At 59.1% G+C, this 16499-nt stretch carries 17 protein-coding genes; 14 read left to right on the top strand and 3 right to left on the bottom strand.

What is annotated here, in order from left to right:
* From Z945_RS0117325 to Z945_RS0117335, 3 genes are read left to right on the top strand one after another with little or no spacing between them, the layout of a single operon-like run.
* Window positions 1-513, top strand: a complete 513-nt coding sequence (locus tag Z945_RS0117325) for a hypothetical protein (protein ID WP_025053356.1) — start codon at window positions 1-3, stop codon at window positions 511-513.
* The gene (locus tag Z945_RS0117330; RefSeq protein WP_025053357.1) at window positions 510-1247 is read left to right on the top strand and encodes an SDR family oxidoreductase; all 738 of its coding nucleotides are present in this window, start codon (window positions 510-512) and stop codon (window positions 1245-1247) included. Before Z945_RS0117325 ends, Z945_RS0117330 begins: the two co-directional genes overlap by 4 nt.
* Window positions 1244-1678 (top strand): hypothetical protein, encoded by a 435-nt coding sequence (locus Z945_RS0117335; RefSeq protein WP_025053358.1) that lies wholly within the window; start codon window positions 1244-1246, stop codon window positions 1676-1678. The genes Z945_RS0117330 and Z945_RS0117335 overlap by 4 nt, the downstream gene beginning before the upstream one ends.
* Before the next feature lie 17 nt (window positions 1679-1695).
* Here the strand turns inward: Z945_RS0117335 and Z945_RS19825 are convergent, their stop codons facing one another.
* Window positions 1696-2496, bottom strand: coding sequence for a transglycosylase SLT domain-containing protein (locus Z945_RS19825; protein ID WP_241434522.1), 801 nt, complete (start codon window positions 2494-2496; stop codon window positions 1696-1698).
* A 214-nt stretch (window positions 2497-2710) separates the two neighbouring features.
* Between Z945_RS19825 and Z945_RS19830 the strand changes: the two genes are divergently transcribed.
* On the top strand, window positions 2711-4009 hold the full coding sequence (locus tag Z945_RS19830; RefSeq protein ID WP_241434523.1) for a hypothetical protein: 1299 nt from the start codon (window positions 2711-2713) through the stop codon (window positions 4007-4009).
* 159 nt (window positions 4010-4168) lie between these two features.
* Window positions 4169-4930: a lysophospholipid acyltransferase family protein gene (locus Z945_RS20165; RefSeq protein WP_025053361.1), complete on the top strand. Its 762-nt coding sequence runs from the start codon at window positions 4169-4171 to the stop codon at window positions 4928-4930.
* 31 nt (window positions 4931-4961) lie between these two features.
* Here the strand turns inward: Z945_RS20165 and Z945_RS0117355 are convergent, their stop codons facing one another.
* On the bottom strand, window positions 4962-5510 hold the full coding sequence (locus tag Z945_RS0117355; RefSeq protein WP_241434524.1) for a hypothetical protein: 549 nt from the start codon (window positions 5508-5510) through the stop codon (window positions 4962-4964).
* 229 nt (window positions 5511-5739) lie between these two features.
* On the opposite strand from Z945_RS0117355, the gene gatB reads away from it, so the two are divergent.
* The 3 genes from gatB (at window position 5740) to Z945_RS0117370 (ending at window position 8498) form a co-directional block, all read left to right on the top strand.
* Window positions 5740-7251 carry an Asp-tRNA(Asn)/Glu-tRNA(Gln) amidotransferase subunit GatB gene (gene gatB, locus Z945_RS0117360; protein ID WP_025053363.1) on the top strand — a complete coding sequence of 504 codons (1512 nt, stop codon included), beginning with the start codon at window positions 5740-5742 and terminating at the stop codon, window positions 7249-7251.
* 112 nt (window positions 7252-7363) lie between these two features.
* Window positions 7364-7834 (top strand): thioesterase family protein, encoded by a 471-nt coding sequence (locus tag Z945_RS0117365; protein WP_025053364.1) that lies wholly within the window; start codon window positions 7364-7366, stop codon window positions 7832-7834.
* Window positions 7835-7991: 157 nt separating this feature from the next.
* Window positions 7992-8498: a hypothetical protein gene (locus tag Z945_RS0117370; protein WP_025053365.1), complete on the top strand. Its 507-nt coding sequence runs from the start codon at window positions 7992-7994 to the stop codon at window positions 8496-8498.
* 9 nt (window positions 8499-8507) lie between these two features.
* Here Z945_RS0117370 and Z945_RS0117375 read toward each other — a convergent pair whose 3' ends face one another.
* Window positions 8508-8765 carry a BolA family protein gene (locus Z945_RS0117375; RefSeq protein ID WP_025053366.1) on the bottom strand — a complete coding sequence of 86 codons (258 nt, stop codon included), beginning with the start codon at window positions 8763-8765 and terminating at the stop codon, window positions 8508-8510.
* Between the two features lie 76 nt (window positions 8766-8841).
* Between Z945_RS0117375 and Z945_RS0117380 the strand changes: the two genes are divergently transcribed.
* The 6 genes from Z945_RS0117380 to Z945_RS0117405 all read left to right on the top strand — a co-directional run bounded on the left by Z945_RS0117380 (window position 8842) and on the right by Z945_RS0117405 (window position 16438).
* Window positions 8842-9468 (top strand): DnaJ domain-containing protein, encoded by a 627-nt coding sequence (locus Z945_RS0117380; protein WP_025053367.1) that lies wholly within the window; start codon window positions 8842-8844, stop codon window positions 9466-9468.
* A gap of 36 nt (window positions 9469-9504) precedes the next feature.
* Complete coding sequence (locus Z945_RS0117385; RefSeq protein WP_025053368.1) at window positions 9505-11172, top strand: tetratricopeptide repeat protein; 1668 nt, start codon at window positions 9505-9507, stop codon at window positions 11170-11172.
* A gap of 114 nt (window positions 11173-11286) precedes the next feature.
* Window positions 11287-12273, top strand: a complete 987-nt coding sequence (gene cobS / locus Z945_RS0117390; protein ID WP_025053369.1) for a cobaltochelatase subunit CobS — start codon at window positions 11287-11289, stop codon at window positions 12271-12273.
* A gap of 74 nt (window positions 12274-12347) precedes the next feature.
* Complete coding sequence (gene cobT / locus Z945_RS0117395; RefSeq protein ID WP_025053370.1) at window positions 12348-14225, top strand: cobaltochelatase subunit CobT; 1878 nt, start codon at window positions 12348-12350, stop codon at window positions 14223-14225.
* A gap of 43 nt (window positions 14226-14268) precedes the next feature.
* Window positions 14269-16059, top strand: coding sequence for an aminopeptidase P family protein (locus tag Z945_RS0117400; protein ID WP_025053371.1), 1791 nt, complete (start codon window positions 14269-14271; stop codon window positions 16057-16059).
* Between the two features lie 34 nt (window positions 16060-16093).
* Window positions 16094-16438: a DUF427 domain-containing protein gene (locus tag Z945_RS0117405; protein ID WP_025053372.1), complete on the top strand. Its 345-nt coding sequence runs from the start codon at window positions 16094-16096 to the stop codon at window positions 16436-16438.
* The last annotated feature ends 61 nt before the right edge of the window (window positions 16439-16499 follow it).

Here is a 16499-nt window from a genome sequence, read left to right on the forward strand (position 1 = left end):
ATGGAAGAGGAAGAAGTAAAAAGGCTCAAGTTGGAGTTAGCTAAATCAAACCATGAGCGGCTTGATAGGTTTATCTCAGAAAAAGCTGCCACAGTAGATGAAAAATCTTCTGCGGCGATCAAGTCAGTTTTTCTCTTGAACGGTGGTGCAAGTGCTGCAGTACTTGCTTTCGCTTCTGCATCGTTAACTAGTTCTTCAAAGCTCGCTCACACTTCTTTTGAAAGCCTCCTCTATTTTTCGGTAGGCCTAGTATTTGCTGTATTATGTGCCAGCTTTGCTTATCTGACCGAATACGGCTATATGTGCAATGGACACTTTAAAGAACGAAAATGGGAGCATCCATTTTTTACCGACAATCGCAAGTCAACTTTTTGGAAGTGGTTTGGCATCCTGTTCCATATCTTAGCTGTTCTTAGCCTAGTTATCTCTATTTCCTTATTTTTGTTCGGTGTTTGGTACATCAAAGACCAAGCACTAGAAATACTTGATCAAAATGGGGTAGCAGTAAAATGAAACATGTCTGCCTGATCACCGGTGCCTCGGCGGGCATCGGTGCCGCCTGCGCCCGCCTTGCCGCCCAGCGCGGTTATGATCTGGCGCTGACCTATAATTCCGATCCCAAAGGGGCCGAAGACGTGGCGCGAGCCGCGGATGAGGCCGGCGCGAAAACCCATATCATTCAATGCGATGTGGCCGATCCCGCCGCGATCGAGGCAATGTTTGCCGAAACCGACAGCCATTTTGGCCGCCTTGACGCGCTCATTAACAACGCGGGTATCGTCGATCAGGCCGCCCGCGTCACGCAGATGTCCCACGCCCGTCTGGCCCGCATGTTCGACGTGAACGTCATCGGGGCCATTCAGGTGGCACAGGGCGCTGTCAGCCGGATGGAGACCGCAGGCAAAGGCGTCATCATCAACATTTCCTCTGCTGCCGCCCGCCTCGGGTCTGCGGGTCAATACGTCGATTACGCCGCCTCCAAAGCGGCCATTGACACCTTTACCAAAGGGCTGTCCGACGAAGTGGCCGGCAAAGGCATCCGCGTCATGGGGGTGGCACCGGGGCTGATCGATACGGACATCCACGCCAAAGGCGGCGATCCCGACCGCGCTGCACGACTGGCGCATATGGTGCCGATGGGGCGTACCGGATCAGCGGATGAAGTCGCCAAGGCGGTGCTGTGGCTCATGTCAGACGAGGCTTCTTATATCACCGGATCGACCCTTAACGTCACTGGCGGCAGATGAGCGATAGCTTCAGCTATCACGCAGAGGGGCGCAAATGGGGCACGGGGCTGACGGTGCTGGGCATTTGGCTCGCGCTGCTGGGCATTTGGCTGGGACTTGAGGCACATCCGCTGATCGTCCTCTTTCTGGGGCTCTTCACCCTGCCCGCCTGCTCGGACTTTCTGCACAATCCGGTGAGCGGCCTGACCCTCACCCCCGACACTCTCACTTGGCACAGTGGCAAACGCCGCGCTGCCGTTTCACTGGACGAGATCGATACCGTGCACCTGGACACGCGGCTCGACTTCTCGGTCAAGGCGACGCTGGTGCTGCATACCGGTGCCAAAATCCGCCTGCCCTTTGAATGCACCCCGCCACATCAGCAATTTGAAGATACCCTGAATGCCCGCGGCCTGAAAACCCGCCGCACGCATTTTCAACTGATGCAATAGTCATTTAATTTAGGGACTTAAGGTCGCCCTTTGGGCCGTGTCGCGTTGATGGGCTTGCAGTAGGTCTGCCGCTTGAGCCACCTTGCCATATCGCGCCGTTTTGCGCTGGAATGCATCGGCCCCCAGTCCGCCGTGACGCCCTGTCCCCTGCGGCCCTTGTAGCCGTGAATCACCCCATCGCGGGGCACCGTATGCGCCATGATGCGCACCGCGCAGCTGAGGTTCGCGGCCCCGTTTTTAAGCGCCTCGCCCGTGCCCACGTTGCACTTGTACCCCCGCGCCGTGCTCGGCAGAATTTGCAGCAGCCCATACCATTTGCCACCGCCGCCCACGGCCCAGGGTTTGTAGGTGCTTTCATGCTTTGCCAGAGCGGACAGAAAGCCAACCCAGAAGGCCCGTCTTTCGGCATCATCGGCTTGCGGGTATTTCGGGCACCAATCGGTCACATCCGCGGGCACCAGATTGACCAAGGGCTGGCCATGGTCCTTGAGCGCTGCGAGGGCCGCACGGGTCCAGAGCGCATGGCCGCTCATGTGCTGCCATCTTGTGCGGGGCAAATTGCCACGTCGTGCCGGTGGGCGGAGGGCTGTGGTGAAGACAGCTTGCGCTGCATTGATCCGCGCTTCTCCGGTGCCCAGCGCTGCGGGGGCTTCCGACGTGCCACCAGCTTGCACCGTGTCGAGGGAAACAGCACGGGGCTGCGGCCGCAGAGGTTCCTCTGCATGCAGCCCAGAGCCAGCCCAAACCACTGACAGACCACAAAAAAGAGCCAGAATTTTCATCGACAGATTATGCAAACGAGTAGACCCGTTTTGCAAGTGTTTCGGCTTTCTTCCGCCAATCCAAGAAACAATGGTGACACGCGCCCCCATCCGTTCTCGCATCTATAACAGTATCCCCTTTATCGTTAACCATTGCGGCAATCACGCCCACTAGTTGTATTTTGAACGCGATATCTTCTTGGCGCTGCCACGCTTCGGCCCAATTGCGCAGACATATCTGAGCCTGGAAATCGAGCTGGGATCAAATTGCATGACATTGCTAGGCGCCTTCATTCAAAAGCACATTCTGCCCTTTGCCACGGGTCAAGGCGCCCCTGTCAGCGCCGAACAAGATACAATGCCGCCCCCTGAACCGCTGATCCGCCGCCGTGCGCCGCGCACGGTGATGCAAAACCTGCCGCAGGACGTTCTGCACATCGCCTGCCCCGATCCCACTGCCGAAGAAGCGATGCGCGACAAATATTTGAATGCGGCGCAGCATCTGGTCCGGCAAGAGCGGTGGGACGAATTGATCTCGGCCATCGAGGTCGCAGATGCCAAGCACCACATGACGCCCGGCACCATGCCAATTGCCGAGCTGATGTCATTCGGCGCACGTGCCGATGTAATCTACGCCGCCGAACATGCGCTGATGGATGGCCGCCCGGCCAAAGGCGCACCGATCCTCGCCGGGATCGAAGCGCTGGAACATGTTCTGGTCGAGTATCCTACCTCTTATGTGGTGGCCTGTGTCGTTGCACAGGCACATATGGATATCGCATGGGCCTGGCGCGGTACCGGATGGGACATTGAAATCCCGGGCCCGAATCGTGAAGCCTTCACCGCCCATTTCGACCGCGCTGTCGAGATTCTGGCCCCGTTCCAAAGCAATGACATAGGCTCCGCCCTTTTGGCCGCGACCGGTTGCGCCCTACTTGGCGGTGCTGCTGACAGCAAAAAGAAAATTGCCGACCGCTATGAAGCATTGATCGACCTGAACCCTGCTAATCCCCGCCCAATGCGGGCGATGGGCAACCATCTGCTGCCGCGCTGGTACGGCTCTTACGAAGCGCTCGAGCTTGAAGCGCGGCGCACCGCGTCCCGTACCCAGCCCATTTGGGGTGCAGGCGGCTATACCTGGGTGCAATTCGATGCAATCTCATGTGATGACGAAGCCTGCGCCCGGCTTGATCTGGGCTTCTTTGTTGAAGGTCTGCGGGATATTCTGAACCGCCGTCCCGATGCCTATACGGCAAACCTGCTGGCCGCCTATTGCTCCAATTCCATCGGTCAAAGCTTTTCCGGCAATGATCAGGCCGATCAGGTCCGCAGCCAGATCGCCAACTGCGCCCAGTGGATCGTGCGTGAGCATCTGACGGAATTGCACCCAATGATCTGGGCCCATGCAGCGCGCGGGTTCGACAACAATCTGCGCATCCATTCGCCAAGCCGCTTTGCGGCATCCGGGCGCGACGATGCCATGCGGATCATCACCTCGATGTTCAGCAGCGAAATCGCCGCAGGCAAGCGCATTGTCTTTACCGATGCAGGCCCGGTCGCTCAGGCCTGAGTCTGCTTCAGATCGCCCTGCCCCGGCGTCAACATAGGCGTTGAACATAGCGTGTGCATGCGTGATAGAGGAGCGTGGCCGGCAGCAGTCGTGTTGCGCTGCTTTACCCCCTACGCTTTTCATGGTGCCCGCCTGAAAAGGGCAATCTGATAGGACCCCATGGAAAACGGAAGCCCCGCAACCAGAGCCATTGATCCGCACCCGGTACAATGGTGCAAGCGCATCCTGCTCGTTCTGCTTGGGCCGATCTATTTCCTGCTTGTAGGTTTTGTTCCCCTCCTCTGTGCCCGCCGTCCCGGCTTTCGCGGATGGTACTGGCGGCTGGTCAAGCGCGCCTGCTCGCGGCTGTTGTGGCTGCTGAGCGTGCGGGCCGAGATGTCGGACGCCGATAAGGCCAGCCTTGCCGCAGATACTGGCAGCATCATCGTGATCAATCATCGCAGCCATCTGGACGGCTTTGCACTGATGCATGTCGTGCCGGATGAAAAGTGGTTCACCTTTGCGGCCAAGAAAGAACTTTGCGATGCGCGCTTGCTCAGCACCGGGTTTACCGGCGCGGGGCTGGTGCCGATCAACCGCGCCTCGGGCAAGGACGCTATGGCCACCCTGACGCAAGCCGTCCGCGACATGCCCGATCGCCGGTCGGTTGTGCTGTTTCCTGAAGGCACGCGCACCAAGACCGAAAGCCTTGGCGCGTTCAAAGCGGGCGCAGTCGTGGTCGCCCGCGAAACCGGGCGGCACATCCTGCCCATCGTCATTCACGACAGCGACCGATTGCTGCCACGGGACAGGTTTATGCCGAAAAGTGGCACGATCCGGATCGAAGTGCTTGCCCCGTTTCACTGCGACCCAAACGCCCCCGTTGAACACGACGTGCAGCGGTTGCGTGACGCGATGATTGCGGTTTTCGAGGGCTGTTAGACCTTTACCACCCTCTGTCGTTGTCAGGCCGTTATTCTGCCGTCAAAAACGTAGACACCTGCCGCCCGATTTCGCCGTTGCCAACGCTTTGATAATCAAGCTTCAGCCCACCTTCCGACAATGTCCGGTCAAACTGCTGGATTTCGTATCCCCCTTCGGCGGTCACAAACAGCGAATAGACCGTCATGGTATCGCCCAAAATCCGTGCCCATACGTATGGTTCGCCCTTCATCGGATCCAGCGGTACTTCTTTGCCAAAGACATTGCGCTGCATTTCGGCGCTGAACACCTGATCGCGCTCGGAAGGGGCGAAATCAATGGAATAGCTTTTGACATTCGAGGTGCCGTCAGCGCGACGGGTTGCGGTGGTCCAAGCTACGGTAAAGCCCTTCTTTCCTTCGGTGATTTGCACAGACATATCCCGCATCACAGGCGTGCCTTCATTGCCGATGATTTCGGCAGATCCGGTGTATTTCCCCACAAAATCGCTGATGTCGGCGGCCATCGCTCCTAGGCTGAGGGTGGCCCACAGGCCCAAGGCCGCAGTCAATCGTCCTGTCCATCGGGTTCCGGTCTGCATCTCTACGCGCTCCACATTGGCTGGGACTCGCCGGATGCTGTCGCTGTCATACCGGCAAGGACAACGGTAGGCTGTTTTGCAAGCGATGTTAAGCGGTTCCATCTGACGCGTGCGTGAACAATTGGCGGTTTTCCCACGCAGCACGATACGATCGGCGGCTTCACGCTCTTGCAGCACACCGCCCCCTGTCCTAAACCTCGGCCCAAGACACCCGCGCAGGAGCCGCCCCATGCTTGATCTGACTTATGAGACACCGAAACCCCGCGTGATTGCTGGCGCTCAGCACGATTGGGAGCTGGTCATCGGCATGGAGGTCCATGCGCAGGTCTCCTCGAATGCCAAGCTCTTTTCAGGCGCTTCCACCCAATTCGGCGCGGAACCCAACAGCAATGTCGCCTTTGTGGACGCCGCCATGCCCGGCATGCTGCCCGTCATCAACGAATACTGCGTCGAACAAGCGGTGCGCACGGGGCTTGGCCTGAAGGCCGAGATCAACCTTAAATCCGCCTTTGACCGTAAGAACTACTTCTACCCCGACCTGCCGCAGGGCTATCAGATCAGCCAGCTTTATCACCCCATCGTGGGCGAAGGCGAAGTGCTGGTGGAAATGGGCGACGGCACCGCACGCCTGGTCCGCATAGAACGCATCCACATGGAACAGGACGCAGGCAAAAGCATTCACGACATGGACCCCAATATGTCCTTCGTCGACCTGAACCGCACCGGTGTCTGCCTGATGGAGATTGTCAGCCGCCCTGACATTCGTGGCCCCGAAGAGGCCGCCGCCTATCTTGCAAAACTACGCCAGATCCTGCGCTATCTCGGCACCTGCAATGGCGACATGCAGTCCGGTGCCATGCGCGCCGATGTGAACGTGTCGATCTGCCGTGTCGGTCAGTACGAGAAATACGTCGAGACTCAGGATTTCGCTCACCTCGGCACGCGGTGCGAGATCAAGAACATGAACTCCATGCGCTTCATCCAGCAAGCGATCGAGGTCGAGGCGAAACGCCAGATCGCCATCGTTGAGGGCGGCGGCGAGGTCGTGCAGGAAACCCGCCTGTTCGACCCCGACAAACAGGAAACCCGCTCCATGCGCTCCAAGGAAGAAGCGCATGATTATCGGTATTTCCCCGACCCCGACCTGCTGCCGTTGGAGATAGAACAGGCTTGGGTTGACGAAATCGCCGCTAATCTGCCCGAACTGCCGGACGCCAAGAAAGCGCGATTTATCGCGGATTTTGGCCTGTCGGACTATGATGCCTCGGTGCTCACAGCCGATCTGGACAGTGCCGGATATTTTGAAGCCGCCGCCAAAGGCCGCGATGGCAAAGCCTCTGCCAACTGGGTGATCAACGAATTGTTCGGCCGTCTGAAGAAGGACGAAAAGGACATTTCCGAAAGTCCCGTCAGCCCCGAGCACCTTGGTGCCATCGTGGACCTGATCGCCTCTGATGCGATCTCTGGCAAAATTGCCAAGGACGTCTTCGAGATCAGCTACACCACAGGCCGCGACCCGGCCGAGATCGTCGAGACCGAAGGCATGAAACAGGTGACCGACACCGGTGCCATCGAAGCTGCGGTGGACGAGATTATCGCCGCCAACCCCGATCAGGTTGCCAAGGCGCAGGCCAACCCCAAGCTGGCAGGCTGGTTTGTCGGTCAGGTGATGAAAGCGACGGGCGGCAAGGCCAACCCCAAAGCGGTGAACCAGATTGTTGCAAAGAAGCTCGGCGCGTAAGCGTCCGCTATTTTGCTTTGATCATGGCGAGGCAGCGTATCCGCAGGATGCGCCCTCGCGCCCCTCTCAGAACAAGCGCGCCACGCGCCACTAGCCTAAAGGCCCTACCGACATGCAAATGCCCTTCCGCTCCAGCCTCATGACCGTGAAACCGGAATGGATCGACATCAACGGCCACCTCAACATGGCTTACTACAACGTGCTCTTCGATTCCTCGGTGGACGAACTCTACCCGCATATCGGCTTTGGCGAGGCCTATATCGCGGCAACAGGCTGCACCACATATGTCGCTGAATGGCACATCCGCTACCTGCGCGAACTGCACGAGGGCAACGAGGTCTACGCGCTGTTCTATCTGGTAGGTTTTGACGAGAAACGCTTTCACAGCTATTCGGAATTGTATCACAAAGACGGCTGGCTTGCCGCGACAGCAGAAGGCCTGACCCTGCATGTCGACCAGTCCGGGCCGAAAGTCGCACCCATGCCACAGAATATTCAAGACGCGCTGGGAGCCTACAAATCGGCGCAGATCGAGATGCCGGATGCCGCGAATATCGGGCGTAGGGTCGGGTTGAAGCGCTGACGCACAGCCATCCGCATTTAGCTGGTTTGCGCCTGCACACGCGGTGCAGATCCGGTCGACAGTATGCGACAATTCACCCTGCTCGGACCTATCACCCCGTTCCCTTTCGCAAAGTCATGCGCTAGAACGCCCTCGACCCAGAAGCCGGAACATCCACATGCCCCGTTACGAATATAAAGTCGTCCCTGCCCCGCAAAAGGGCCTTAAAGGAAAAGGTGTCAAAGGGGCTGAGGCGCGGTTTGCGCATGCTTTGCAGGAACTGATGAACGGGCTGGCGGGCTATGGCTGGGAATACCAGCGCGCAGAAACCCTGCCCTCTTTGGAACGCTCCGGTCTGACCTCTACAACAACCGAATGGCGCAATGTGCTGGTTTTTCGCCGCCTGCGTGAACATGACGCAGAAATCTTTGCGCCCGAACTGCTGCCGCCGCCCGAGGCCGTTGGTGATGAACCCGGCACTGCGGGGTCCGAAACAGCCGAAACGAAGATCAATACACAGGAAGATATCGATGATGCGGACGGCGATGCCGAACCCGCAGCGGCAGAGAAAATCAACGCTACAGACTTTGACAACGGCGTAGAGGATACTGACGATGTCGAGGGTATCGGATCGACACTTGAAAAACTGGCGGCGACCAGAAAGACAGACAAAACAACTGATTAAGGCGTGACCTTAAACGTCTAGATCAAGAGCCAAGGCGTGAATACGTCCCATCAGCTCTGGTCCGATCGCGCCATGCACCGCGCGGTGTCGCGCCAATCGGTTCATGCCCTTGAAAGCCTCCGCACGCAGTCGCACATTGAAATGGCTTTCGCCACCTTCCTGAAATCCCGCATGACCCCGGTGGCTTTCGCTGTCATCCACCACCTCGATCTCTCTCGGAGCCAGCGCTGCCCGCAGCCGCGCCTCAATCTCTTCTGCTTTCGACATATTTTTTCGCCCCGCCCCCTTCTATCTCGCCCCACAGCGTCTAAACTCACCTGCCTGAGTCGGAAAGGTCTAACCCATGAGCAAATCTGATCCCTTCGGTTTCGATATGTCCGTATCGTCTTCGAAAAAGAAAAACCCCCGTGGTCGTCGCGGCATGTCCGGCGCGTCCGAGACATCAACACGGGTCTGTGACCATGACGGCTGTGAAGAGGCAGGCAAGTACCGCGCGCCCAAGGCACCCGATGTACTCGACGATTATTTCTGGTTCTGCCAGCAGCATGTGCGTGAATATAACCTCAAGTGGAATTTCTTTGACGGCACTACCGAAGCCGAGATGAATGCGCAGTTGTCCGAGGATAAAGTGTGGGAGCGCAAGACCAAGCCGCTGGGTGATCCTGAAGCGCGGGCCTGGGCACGGCTGGGGATCGAAGACCCGCATCAGGTGCTTGGCAAAAACGCCACCCAGAACCCCGGCAAGGGGCCGCAAGCGGGCAAGCGCCTGCCCCCCACCGAGCGCCGCGCGGTCGAAATTCTGGAGGTCAAGGATAACATGACCAAGCCCGAGATCCGCAAGGCTTACAAGTCGCTGATCAAGGTGCTGCACCCCGATATGAATGGCGGCGACCGCAGTCAGGAAGACCAGTTGAACCTCGTCATGTGGGCCTGGGACCAGATCAAGGGCAGCCGCAGCTTCAAGGATTGATGCGCTGGATGAAAACGCCAGGGCAAGGTGGGCACGATGGACTATCCCTATGATCTTGGGGCATTTTCGCGAAAAGTGACCAGCGGGAACGCTGAGGCGCAGATGTGGTTTGATCGCGGGCTGAACTGGCTTTACGGATTCAACCACAAGGAAGCCATTGCCTGTTTCAAACGCGCCGCCGCTGCCGATCCTGCTTGCGCTATGGCCCATTGGGGCCATGCCTATGCGGCAGGTCCAAACTACAACATGCCTTGGGTACTCTACGATTCCAAAGGCCTCGGCGAGGCCTTGTCCGAGGCCTATGATGCCACCCAAGCGGCCCTTGCGCTGATAGACAAGACGTCAGCGCCGGAAGCCGCGCTGATCACAGCGCTTACCGTCCGCTATCCCCAGCGCGTTCCGGTTGAAGATATGGCCCCGTGGGATCACGCTTTTGCAGATGCCATGCGCGACCTCACAACCGCCCACCCCGATGACGCCGACATCGCCACCCTATTTGTCGATGCGCTGATGAACCTCACACCTTGGGCGATGTGGGATTTGCCCTCGGGCCAGGTCGCCAGCGGAGCCGCCACCCAGGAAGCCCGCGCAACGCTGGAACGGCACATGGACCTGCCCGGCGGCATGAGTCACCCCGGTTTGCTGCATCTCTACGTCCATCTGATGGAGATGTCGCCGTTTCCGGAAAAAGCCCTCAAGGCGGGCGACGTTCTACGAACACTCGTGCCGGATGCGGGCCATCTGGTGCATATGCCCAGCCATATTGACGTCCTTTGCGGGCACTACGAAAATGTCGTGCGCTGGAACGAACGCGCCATCACGGCGGACTTGAAGTACTATGAGGCCGAGGGCGCCTTCAACATCTACACCGGCTACCGCCAGCACAATTACCACTTCGTGATCTACGGCGCGTTGTTTCTGGGCCAGTTTGAACCTGCCATCCGTGCGGTGCGCGGCATGGATGCGACCACGCCTGATGCCATGCTCGAAATCAAATCCCCCCCGATGGCTGATTTTTTCGAGGCCTATCTCAGCATGGAGCCGCATGTGCTGATCCGTTTCGGCATGTGGGAAGAGATCCTCGAGATGCCACTGCCCGAGAACATCGAAATCCGCTGCACCAAAGTCGCCATGATCGAATACGCCAAGGCGCTGGCCCTCTCCGCATTGGGTCGCGTGCCGGAGGCGGAGGCACAATATGCTGTCTTCGCTGATGCCAAAGCACGCGTGCCCGACAGCCGCCTGTTGCATAATGTCCGCGTTGTCGATTTGCTGGAGATTGCAACCGCGATGCTGGATGGCGAACTGGCTTACCGCAAGGGCGACTATGGCACGGCCTTTGCCCGCCTGCGTGATGCTGTCGCACTGGATGATGCCCTGCCCTATGATGAACCCTGGGGCTGGATGCAGCCGACGCGCCATGCGCTTGGCGCGCTGCTTTTTGAACAAGGCCATCACTTTGAGGCCGAGAAAGTGTTCCGGCAGGACTTGGGTCTTGAGCCGGGTTTACCCCGCGCCTGCCAACACCCTGATAACGTTTGGGCGTTGCGCGGCCTTTATGACTGTCTGATCGCGCAGGGCAAAACAACTGATGCCCCTCATATCAAGCTGCGCCTTGATCTGGCAGAGGCCCGCGCCGACCGCCCCATAAAAGCGGCCTGTGGCTGCGCACAGGTTGCCATGAAATCGGGCCGCGCCATATAACTGGGCGTAACGGGGAATAAACCCACGGGCCCGCCCTTGCAGGGCCGGACGAATTGTAGCACCACTGGGCGGACTTTAGTCTCCTCACCGGAGCATGAATGAAAGGACGACCCTATGGCCGACGGCGCGCTGGATATTGACACACACCCGACGAAAGAAATCAGCGTGCGCGAGGTCTTTGGCATCGACACGGATATGGTCGTCAAAGGCTTCGAGCAGCGCACAGATCGTGTGCCGGAGATGGACAGCACCTACAAGTTTGATCCCGACACCACACTGGCGATCCTTGCGGGATTTAGCCACAACCGACGCGTTATGATCCAGGGCTATCACGGTACGGGTAAATCGACCCACATCGAACAGGTGGCATCGCTGTTGAACTGGCCCTGTGTGCGCGTCAACCTCGACAGCCACATCAGCCGGATCGACCTGATTGGGAAGGACGCGATCAAGCTGAAAGACGGTGTGCAGGTCACGGAATTCCAGGAGGGCATCCTGCCCTGGGCGCTGCGCAACCCCACGGCAATCGTGTTCGACGAATATGATGCGGGCCGCGCCGATGTGATGTTTGTCATCCAGCGTGTGCTGGAAGTGGACGGCAAGCTGACGCTTCTCGATCAGAACCAGGTGATCGAACCGCACCCCCACTTCCGCATTTTCGCCACCGCCAACACCGTGGGTCTGGGCGACACGACGGGGCTTTATCACGGCACCCAGCAGATCAACCAGGGCCAGATGGACCGCTGGTCGCTGGTGGCCACGCTGAACTATCTCAGCATTGATGCCGAAACCTCGATCGTTCTGTCCAAGAACCCGCATTACAACACCGAGAAGGGCCGCAAGACGGTCAAGCAGATGGTGACGGTCGCGGACCTGACGCGCACAGCCTTCATGAATGGCGAATTGTCGACCGTGATGAGCCCCCGCACCGTGATTGCATGGGCCCAAAACGCCGAGATTTTCCGCAACGTCGGCTACGCCTTCCGCCTGTCGTTCCTGAACAAGTGCGATGAATTGGAGCGCCAAACGGTTGCCGAATTCTATCAGCGTCTGTTTGACGAGGAACTGCCTGAGTCAGCGGCAAGTGTAAGCATGGGCTAAGGGCGCAAATTTCTGACAGAGAAATTTGGCAAAACCTTTGAAAGGTTTTGAACCAGCACCGGGGGAAGACTGAGTTGAGCAAACCATCCGACAATCCCGCAGATGCGTTCAAGAAAGCCTTGGCCGAGGCCTCCAAGGTCATGGCCAACGATCCCGAATTGAACGTCAGCTATTCCGTCGATCCTTCGGGACTGTCCGGCGACAGCATGCGGCTGCCGCAGGTGTCGCGCCGCATGACCCGCGAAGAGGTGCTGATGGCACGCGGCACAGCCGATGCATTGGCTCTGAACCGGCGCTATCACAACGGCCAGACCCACGCCCGCTATCAGCCGCAGGGCGAGATGGCCCGCGATCTTTATGAGGCGATGGAAACCGCCCGCTGCGAGGCGGTTGGCGCGCGAGACATGCCGGGTACCGCCACGAATATTGACGTCAAGATCAAGCACGAAGCCCTGCGCAAGGGCTATGATCAGGCCAAACAGGCCAGCGATGTGCCGCTGGCAACTGCAGCTGGCTATCTGGTGCGCCATCTTGCCACGGGCCGCGATCTGCCTGCGGGTGCCGAAAACGCGATGGAGTTGTGGCGCGGCTTTATCGAAGATCAGGCCGGAGGCACGCTGGACGACATGAACGAGATCCTTGACGATCAATCGGCCTTTGCCCGTTTTGCGCGGCAAATGATCACCGATCTGGGCTATGGCGATCAGTTGGGCGATGACCCCGATGCGCTGGATGAGGATATGGAGGACGATGCCGAAGAAGGCGCTGAGGAGGAGCAAGACCCCGATAGCACCGGCGAGGATGATCAGGACGAGGATGATGCCGAAGGCTCTGCCGAGCAGTCCCAAGAAGACCAGCAGGACAGCGCCGAGGCGCAGGTCAGCATGGACGACATGGCGGAGCAGGAACTGGGCGACGAGGCAGAAATGCCCGAAGGCGACGCCCCGATGGAGCCACCTGCCCCGCAGCCTGTCTCGGACGCCGACCCCAATTACTTGGTCTATCAGGACACACATGACGAGGTTATCGGTGCCGAAGACCTCGCCGATGCGGTCGAATTAGAACGCTTGCGCGCCTATCTCGATCAGCAGTTGGAGCCTTTGAAGGGCGCGGTCAGCCGTCTTGCGAACAAGTTGCAGCGCCGTTTGCAGGCACAGCAGAACCGCTCCTGGGAATTCGATCTGGAAGAAGGCACGCTGGATGCGGGCCGTCTGGCGCGGGTTGTTGCCAACCCCACCACGCCGCTGTCGTTCAAACAGGAAAAAGACACCGAGTTCCGCGACACCTGTGTGACGCTTTTGCTGGATAACTCCGGTTCCATGCGCGGGCGCCCCATCTCCATTGCCGCGATCTGTGCCGACGTACTGGCCCGCACGCTGGAACGGTGCAACGTCAAGGTCGAGATTCTTGGCTTTACCACCCGCGCCTGGAAAGGCGGACAGGCCCGCGAGGCCTGGCTGAACGAAGGCCGCCCGGTGCAGCCCGGTCGCCTGAACGATCTGCGCCACATCATCTATAAATCCGCCGACGCGCCTTGGCGGCGGACCCGTGATAATCTGGGTCTGATGATGAAAGAGGGTCTGCTGAAAGAAAACATCGACGGTGAGGCGCTGGAATGGGCGCACCGCCGCATGATGGCCCGGCACGAAGCGCGCAAGATCCTGATGGTGATCAGCGATGGTGCGCCGGTGGACGATTCCACCCTGTCGGTGAACCCTGCCAACTACTTGGAAAAGCACCTGCGTGACGTGATCGCGATGGTCGAAAAGCGCCGCGCGGTGGAACTGCTGGCCATCGGTATCGGGCACGATGTGACACGCTATTACGATCGTGCCGTGACGATCACTGATGTGGATCAACTGGCCGGGGCGATGACCGAACAGCTTGCAGCGCTATTCGACAGCGACCCACGGGCACGGGCGCGCGTCATGGGCATGCGTCGCGCAGGCTGACGGGACGGTGTCGGGTATTTGAAAAAGGGTGAAGGTGTTGGCGATGTTCCAGAGTTTCGAGGTAACCGCGAGGCCGGAACAGGGGCCGCCCCGCCTGCAAGCGCTGCGTACTGAATTGGCCGCAGAAGGATTAGACGGTTTTCTGATCCCCCGTGCAGATGCCTATCAAGGTGAATATGTGGCACCCCATGACGATCGGTTGGCGTGGCTTACAGGCTTTACCGGTTCGGCCGGATTTTGCTGTGCTTTGCGGGATGTATCGGGCGTGTTCATCGACGGGCGATACCGCACGCAAGTCAAAGCGCAAGTGGCGGCCGAATTTACGCCGGTGCCGTGGCCCGAAATCTCGCTCGCCACTTGGCTGTCAGAGCAATTGCCGCAGGACGGCACCGTGGGGTTTGACCCGTGGTTGCACACACCCGGCCAGATTGCCCAGACCGAAGCCGCATTGGCAGGTAGCGGCGTGGTGCTGAAACGCTGCGCCAATCTTGTGGACCGCATCTGGACCGATCAACCGCCCGCGCCGATGGAACCTGTCAAGATCCATCCGCTGGAATTTGCCGGCGAAAGCCACGCCGCGAAACGCGGGCGTCTGGCCCAAGGATTGAAAGATGCAGGCGAGAAAGCCGCAGTAATCACCCTGCCCGACAGCCACAACTGGCTATTGAACATTCGGGGTGCCGATATTCCGCGCAATCCTGTGGTACACGGGTTTGCCGTGCTGCACGACACAGGTGCGGTTGATCTGTTCATGTCGCGCCCGAAACTCGCCCCTGTTGCCGAGCATCTAGGACCCGAAGTTTCCACCTATGAACCTGACCAGTTCCTCAGCTTTCTCGAGGGGCTCGAAGGTCCGGTCCGGCTGGACAAGCAAAGCGTTCCCGTGATCGTAGCCGACACGCTAGGGGACCGCGCGAGCTGGGGCGAGGATCCCTGCTCCCTGCCCAAGGCTTGCAAGAACGAGGCCGAGATTGCAGGCTCCGTTGAGGCGCATCTGCGCGACGGGGCCGCCTTGTGTGAACTGCTCGCCTGGCTGGACGCGCAGGCACCGGACACAGTGACGGAAACCCAGGTGGTCAGCAAACTCGAAGGCTTCCGGCGCACCAGTAACGCGCTGCAGGACATCAGTTTCGATACCATCGCAGGCAGCGGCCCGAATGGTGCGATCATGCATTACCGGGTTACGACCGAGACCGACAGCGTCTTGGAGGACGGCCAGCTCTTGGTGCTCGATTCCGGTGGGCAATACCTTGACGGCACCACCGATATCACCCGCACCGTGGCCATCGGTGCCCCGCCCGCAGAGGCCTGTGCTGCCTTTACCCGCGTGCTTGCGGGCATGATCGCCATGAGCCGCCTACGCTGGCCTGCCGGGCTCGCGGGAAGTCATATCGAAGCAGTGGGCCGGATGCCGCTATGGCTTGCAGGACAGGACTTTGACCACGGGCTGGGCCACGGGGTTGGTGCCTATCTGAGTGTGCACGAAGGGCCGCAACGGTTAAGCAGGATCAGCACGGTGCCCCTGCGCCCCGGCATGATCCTGAGCAACGAACCGGGCTATTACCGCGAAGGAGCTTTCGGCATCCGCATCGAGAACCTGCTTGTGGTGCGCGACGCGCCTGCGCTGCCCGGCGGCGACGATCACCGCGCCATGCTGCACTGGGAAACCCTCAGCTTTGCTCCCATCGACAAACGTCTGATTGATCCCGCCTTGCTGGACCCCGCTGCACGCGACTGGCTCAATACTTATCACGCCGAGGTGGCACGGAAGATCGGCCCACGGGTATCGCCCGCCACAAAACTGTGGTTGGATGCGGCAACTGAACCACTGTAGGTTCGGAACAGCGTATTCGAGGGAGAGCAGACAGATGGCTAGTCATATCAAGGTGGCGAAAGCGCCGGGCACATGGACCGTTCGCGCAGGCGGGGCCGTATTGGGCGAAAGCAGCAATGCGCTGGAATTGACCGAAGGGGATTACCCGCCGGTCATCTATTTCCCGCGCGGCGATATTGCGATGGCGTTTCTTGATGACAGTGACGAGACCAGTCATTGTCCGCACAAAGGCGATGCGCGATATTTTTCTGTGGTCACCAAGAGCCGGACACTTACGAATGCGGTGTGGTCTTATGAAGACCCGAAAGACGACGTGGCCGAGATCAAGGATCACCTTGCGTTCTATGCGATGGAAGAGATCACCGTCGAACAAATTTAGGCAGGTAAGCCTTGGCGGCTGTCACTACATCGCAGTCACTAAAAAGCAAAAACCGGAGCCA

The organism is Sulfitobacter noctilucae, assembly GCF_000622365.1.
GTDB lineage: Bacteria > Pseudomonadota > Alphaproteobacteria > Rhodobacterales > Rhodobacteraceae > Sulfitobacter > Sulfitobacter noctilucae.

What these genes read in the sequence shown, in the direction of transcription:
- Z945_RS0117325 (WP_025053356.1), top strand. Translation starts at nt 1, where the DNA reads ATGGAAGAGGAAGAAGTAAAAAGGCTCAAGTTGGAGTTAGCTAAATCA.
- Z945_RS0117330 (WP_025053357.1), top strand. Translation starts at nt 510, where the DNA reads ATGAAACATGTCTGCCTGATCACCGGTGCCTCGGCGGGCATCGGTGCC.
- Z945_RS0117335 (WP_025053358.1), top strand. Translation starts at nt 1,244, where the DNA reads ATGAGCGATAGCTTCAGCTATCACGCAGAGGGGCGCAAATGGGGCACG.
- Z945_RS19830 (WP_241434523.1), top strand. Translation starts at nt 2,711, where the DNA reads ATGACATTGCTAGGCGCCTTCATTCAAAAGCACATTCTGCCCTTTGCC.
- Z945_RS20165 (WP_025053361.1), top strand. Translation starts at nt 4,169, where the DNA reads ATGGAAAACGGAAGCCCCGCAACCAGAGCCATTGATCCGCACCCGGTA.
- Z945_RS0117355 (WP_241434524.1), bottom strand. Translation starts at nt 5,510, where the DNA reads ATGCAGACCGGAACCCGATGGACAGGACGATTGACTGCGGCCTTGGGC.
- gatB (WP_025053363.1), top strand. Translation starts at nt 5,740, where the DNA reads ATGCTTGATCTGACTTATGAGACACCGAAACCCCGCGTGATTGCTGGC.
- Z945_RS0117365 (WP_025053364.1), top strand. Translation starts at nt 7,364, where the DNA reads ATGCAAATGCCCTTCCGCTCCAGCCTCATGACCGTGAAACCGGAATGG.
- Z945_RS0117370 (WP_025053365.1), top strand. Translation starts at nt 7,992, where the DNA reads ATGCCCCGTTACGAATATAAAGTCGTCCCTGCCCCGCAAAAGGGCCTT.
- Z945_RS0117375 (WP_025053366.1), bottom strand. Translation starts at nt 8,765, where the DNA reads ATGTCGAAAGCAGAAGAGATTGAGGCGCGGCTGCGGGCAGCGCTGGCT.
- Z945_RS0117380 (WP_025053367.1), top strand. Translation starts at nt 8,842, where the DNA reads ATGAGCAAATCTGATCCCTTCGGTTTCGATATGTCCGTATCGTCTTCG.
- Z945_RS0117385 (WP_025053368.1), top strand. Translation starts at nt 9,505, where the DNA reads ATGGACTATCCCTATGATCTTGGGGCATTTTCGCGAAAAGTGACCAGC.
- cobS (WP_025053369.1), top strand. Translation starts at nt 11,287, where the DNA reads ATGGCCGACGGCGCGCTGGATATTGACACACACCCGACGAAAGAAATC.
- Z945_RS0117400 (WP_025053371.1), top strand. Translation starts at nt 14,269, where the DNA reads ATGTTCCAGAGTTTCGAGGTAACCGCGAGGCCGGAACAGGGGCCGCCC.
- Z945_RS0117405 (WP_025053372.1), top strand. Translation starts at nt 16,094, where the DNA reads ATGGCTAGTCATATCAAGGTGGCGAAAGCGCCGGGCACATGGACCGTT.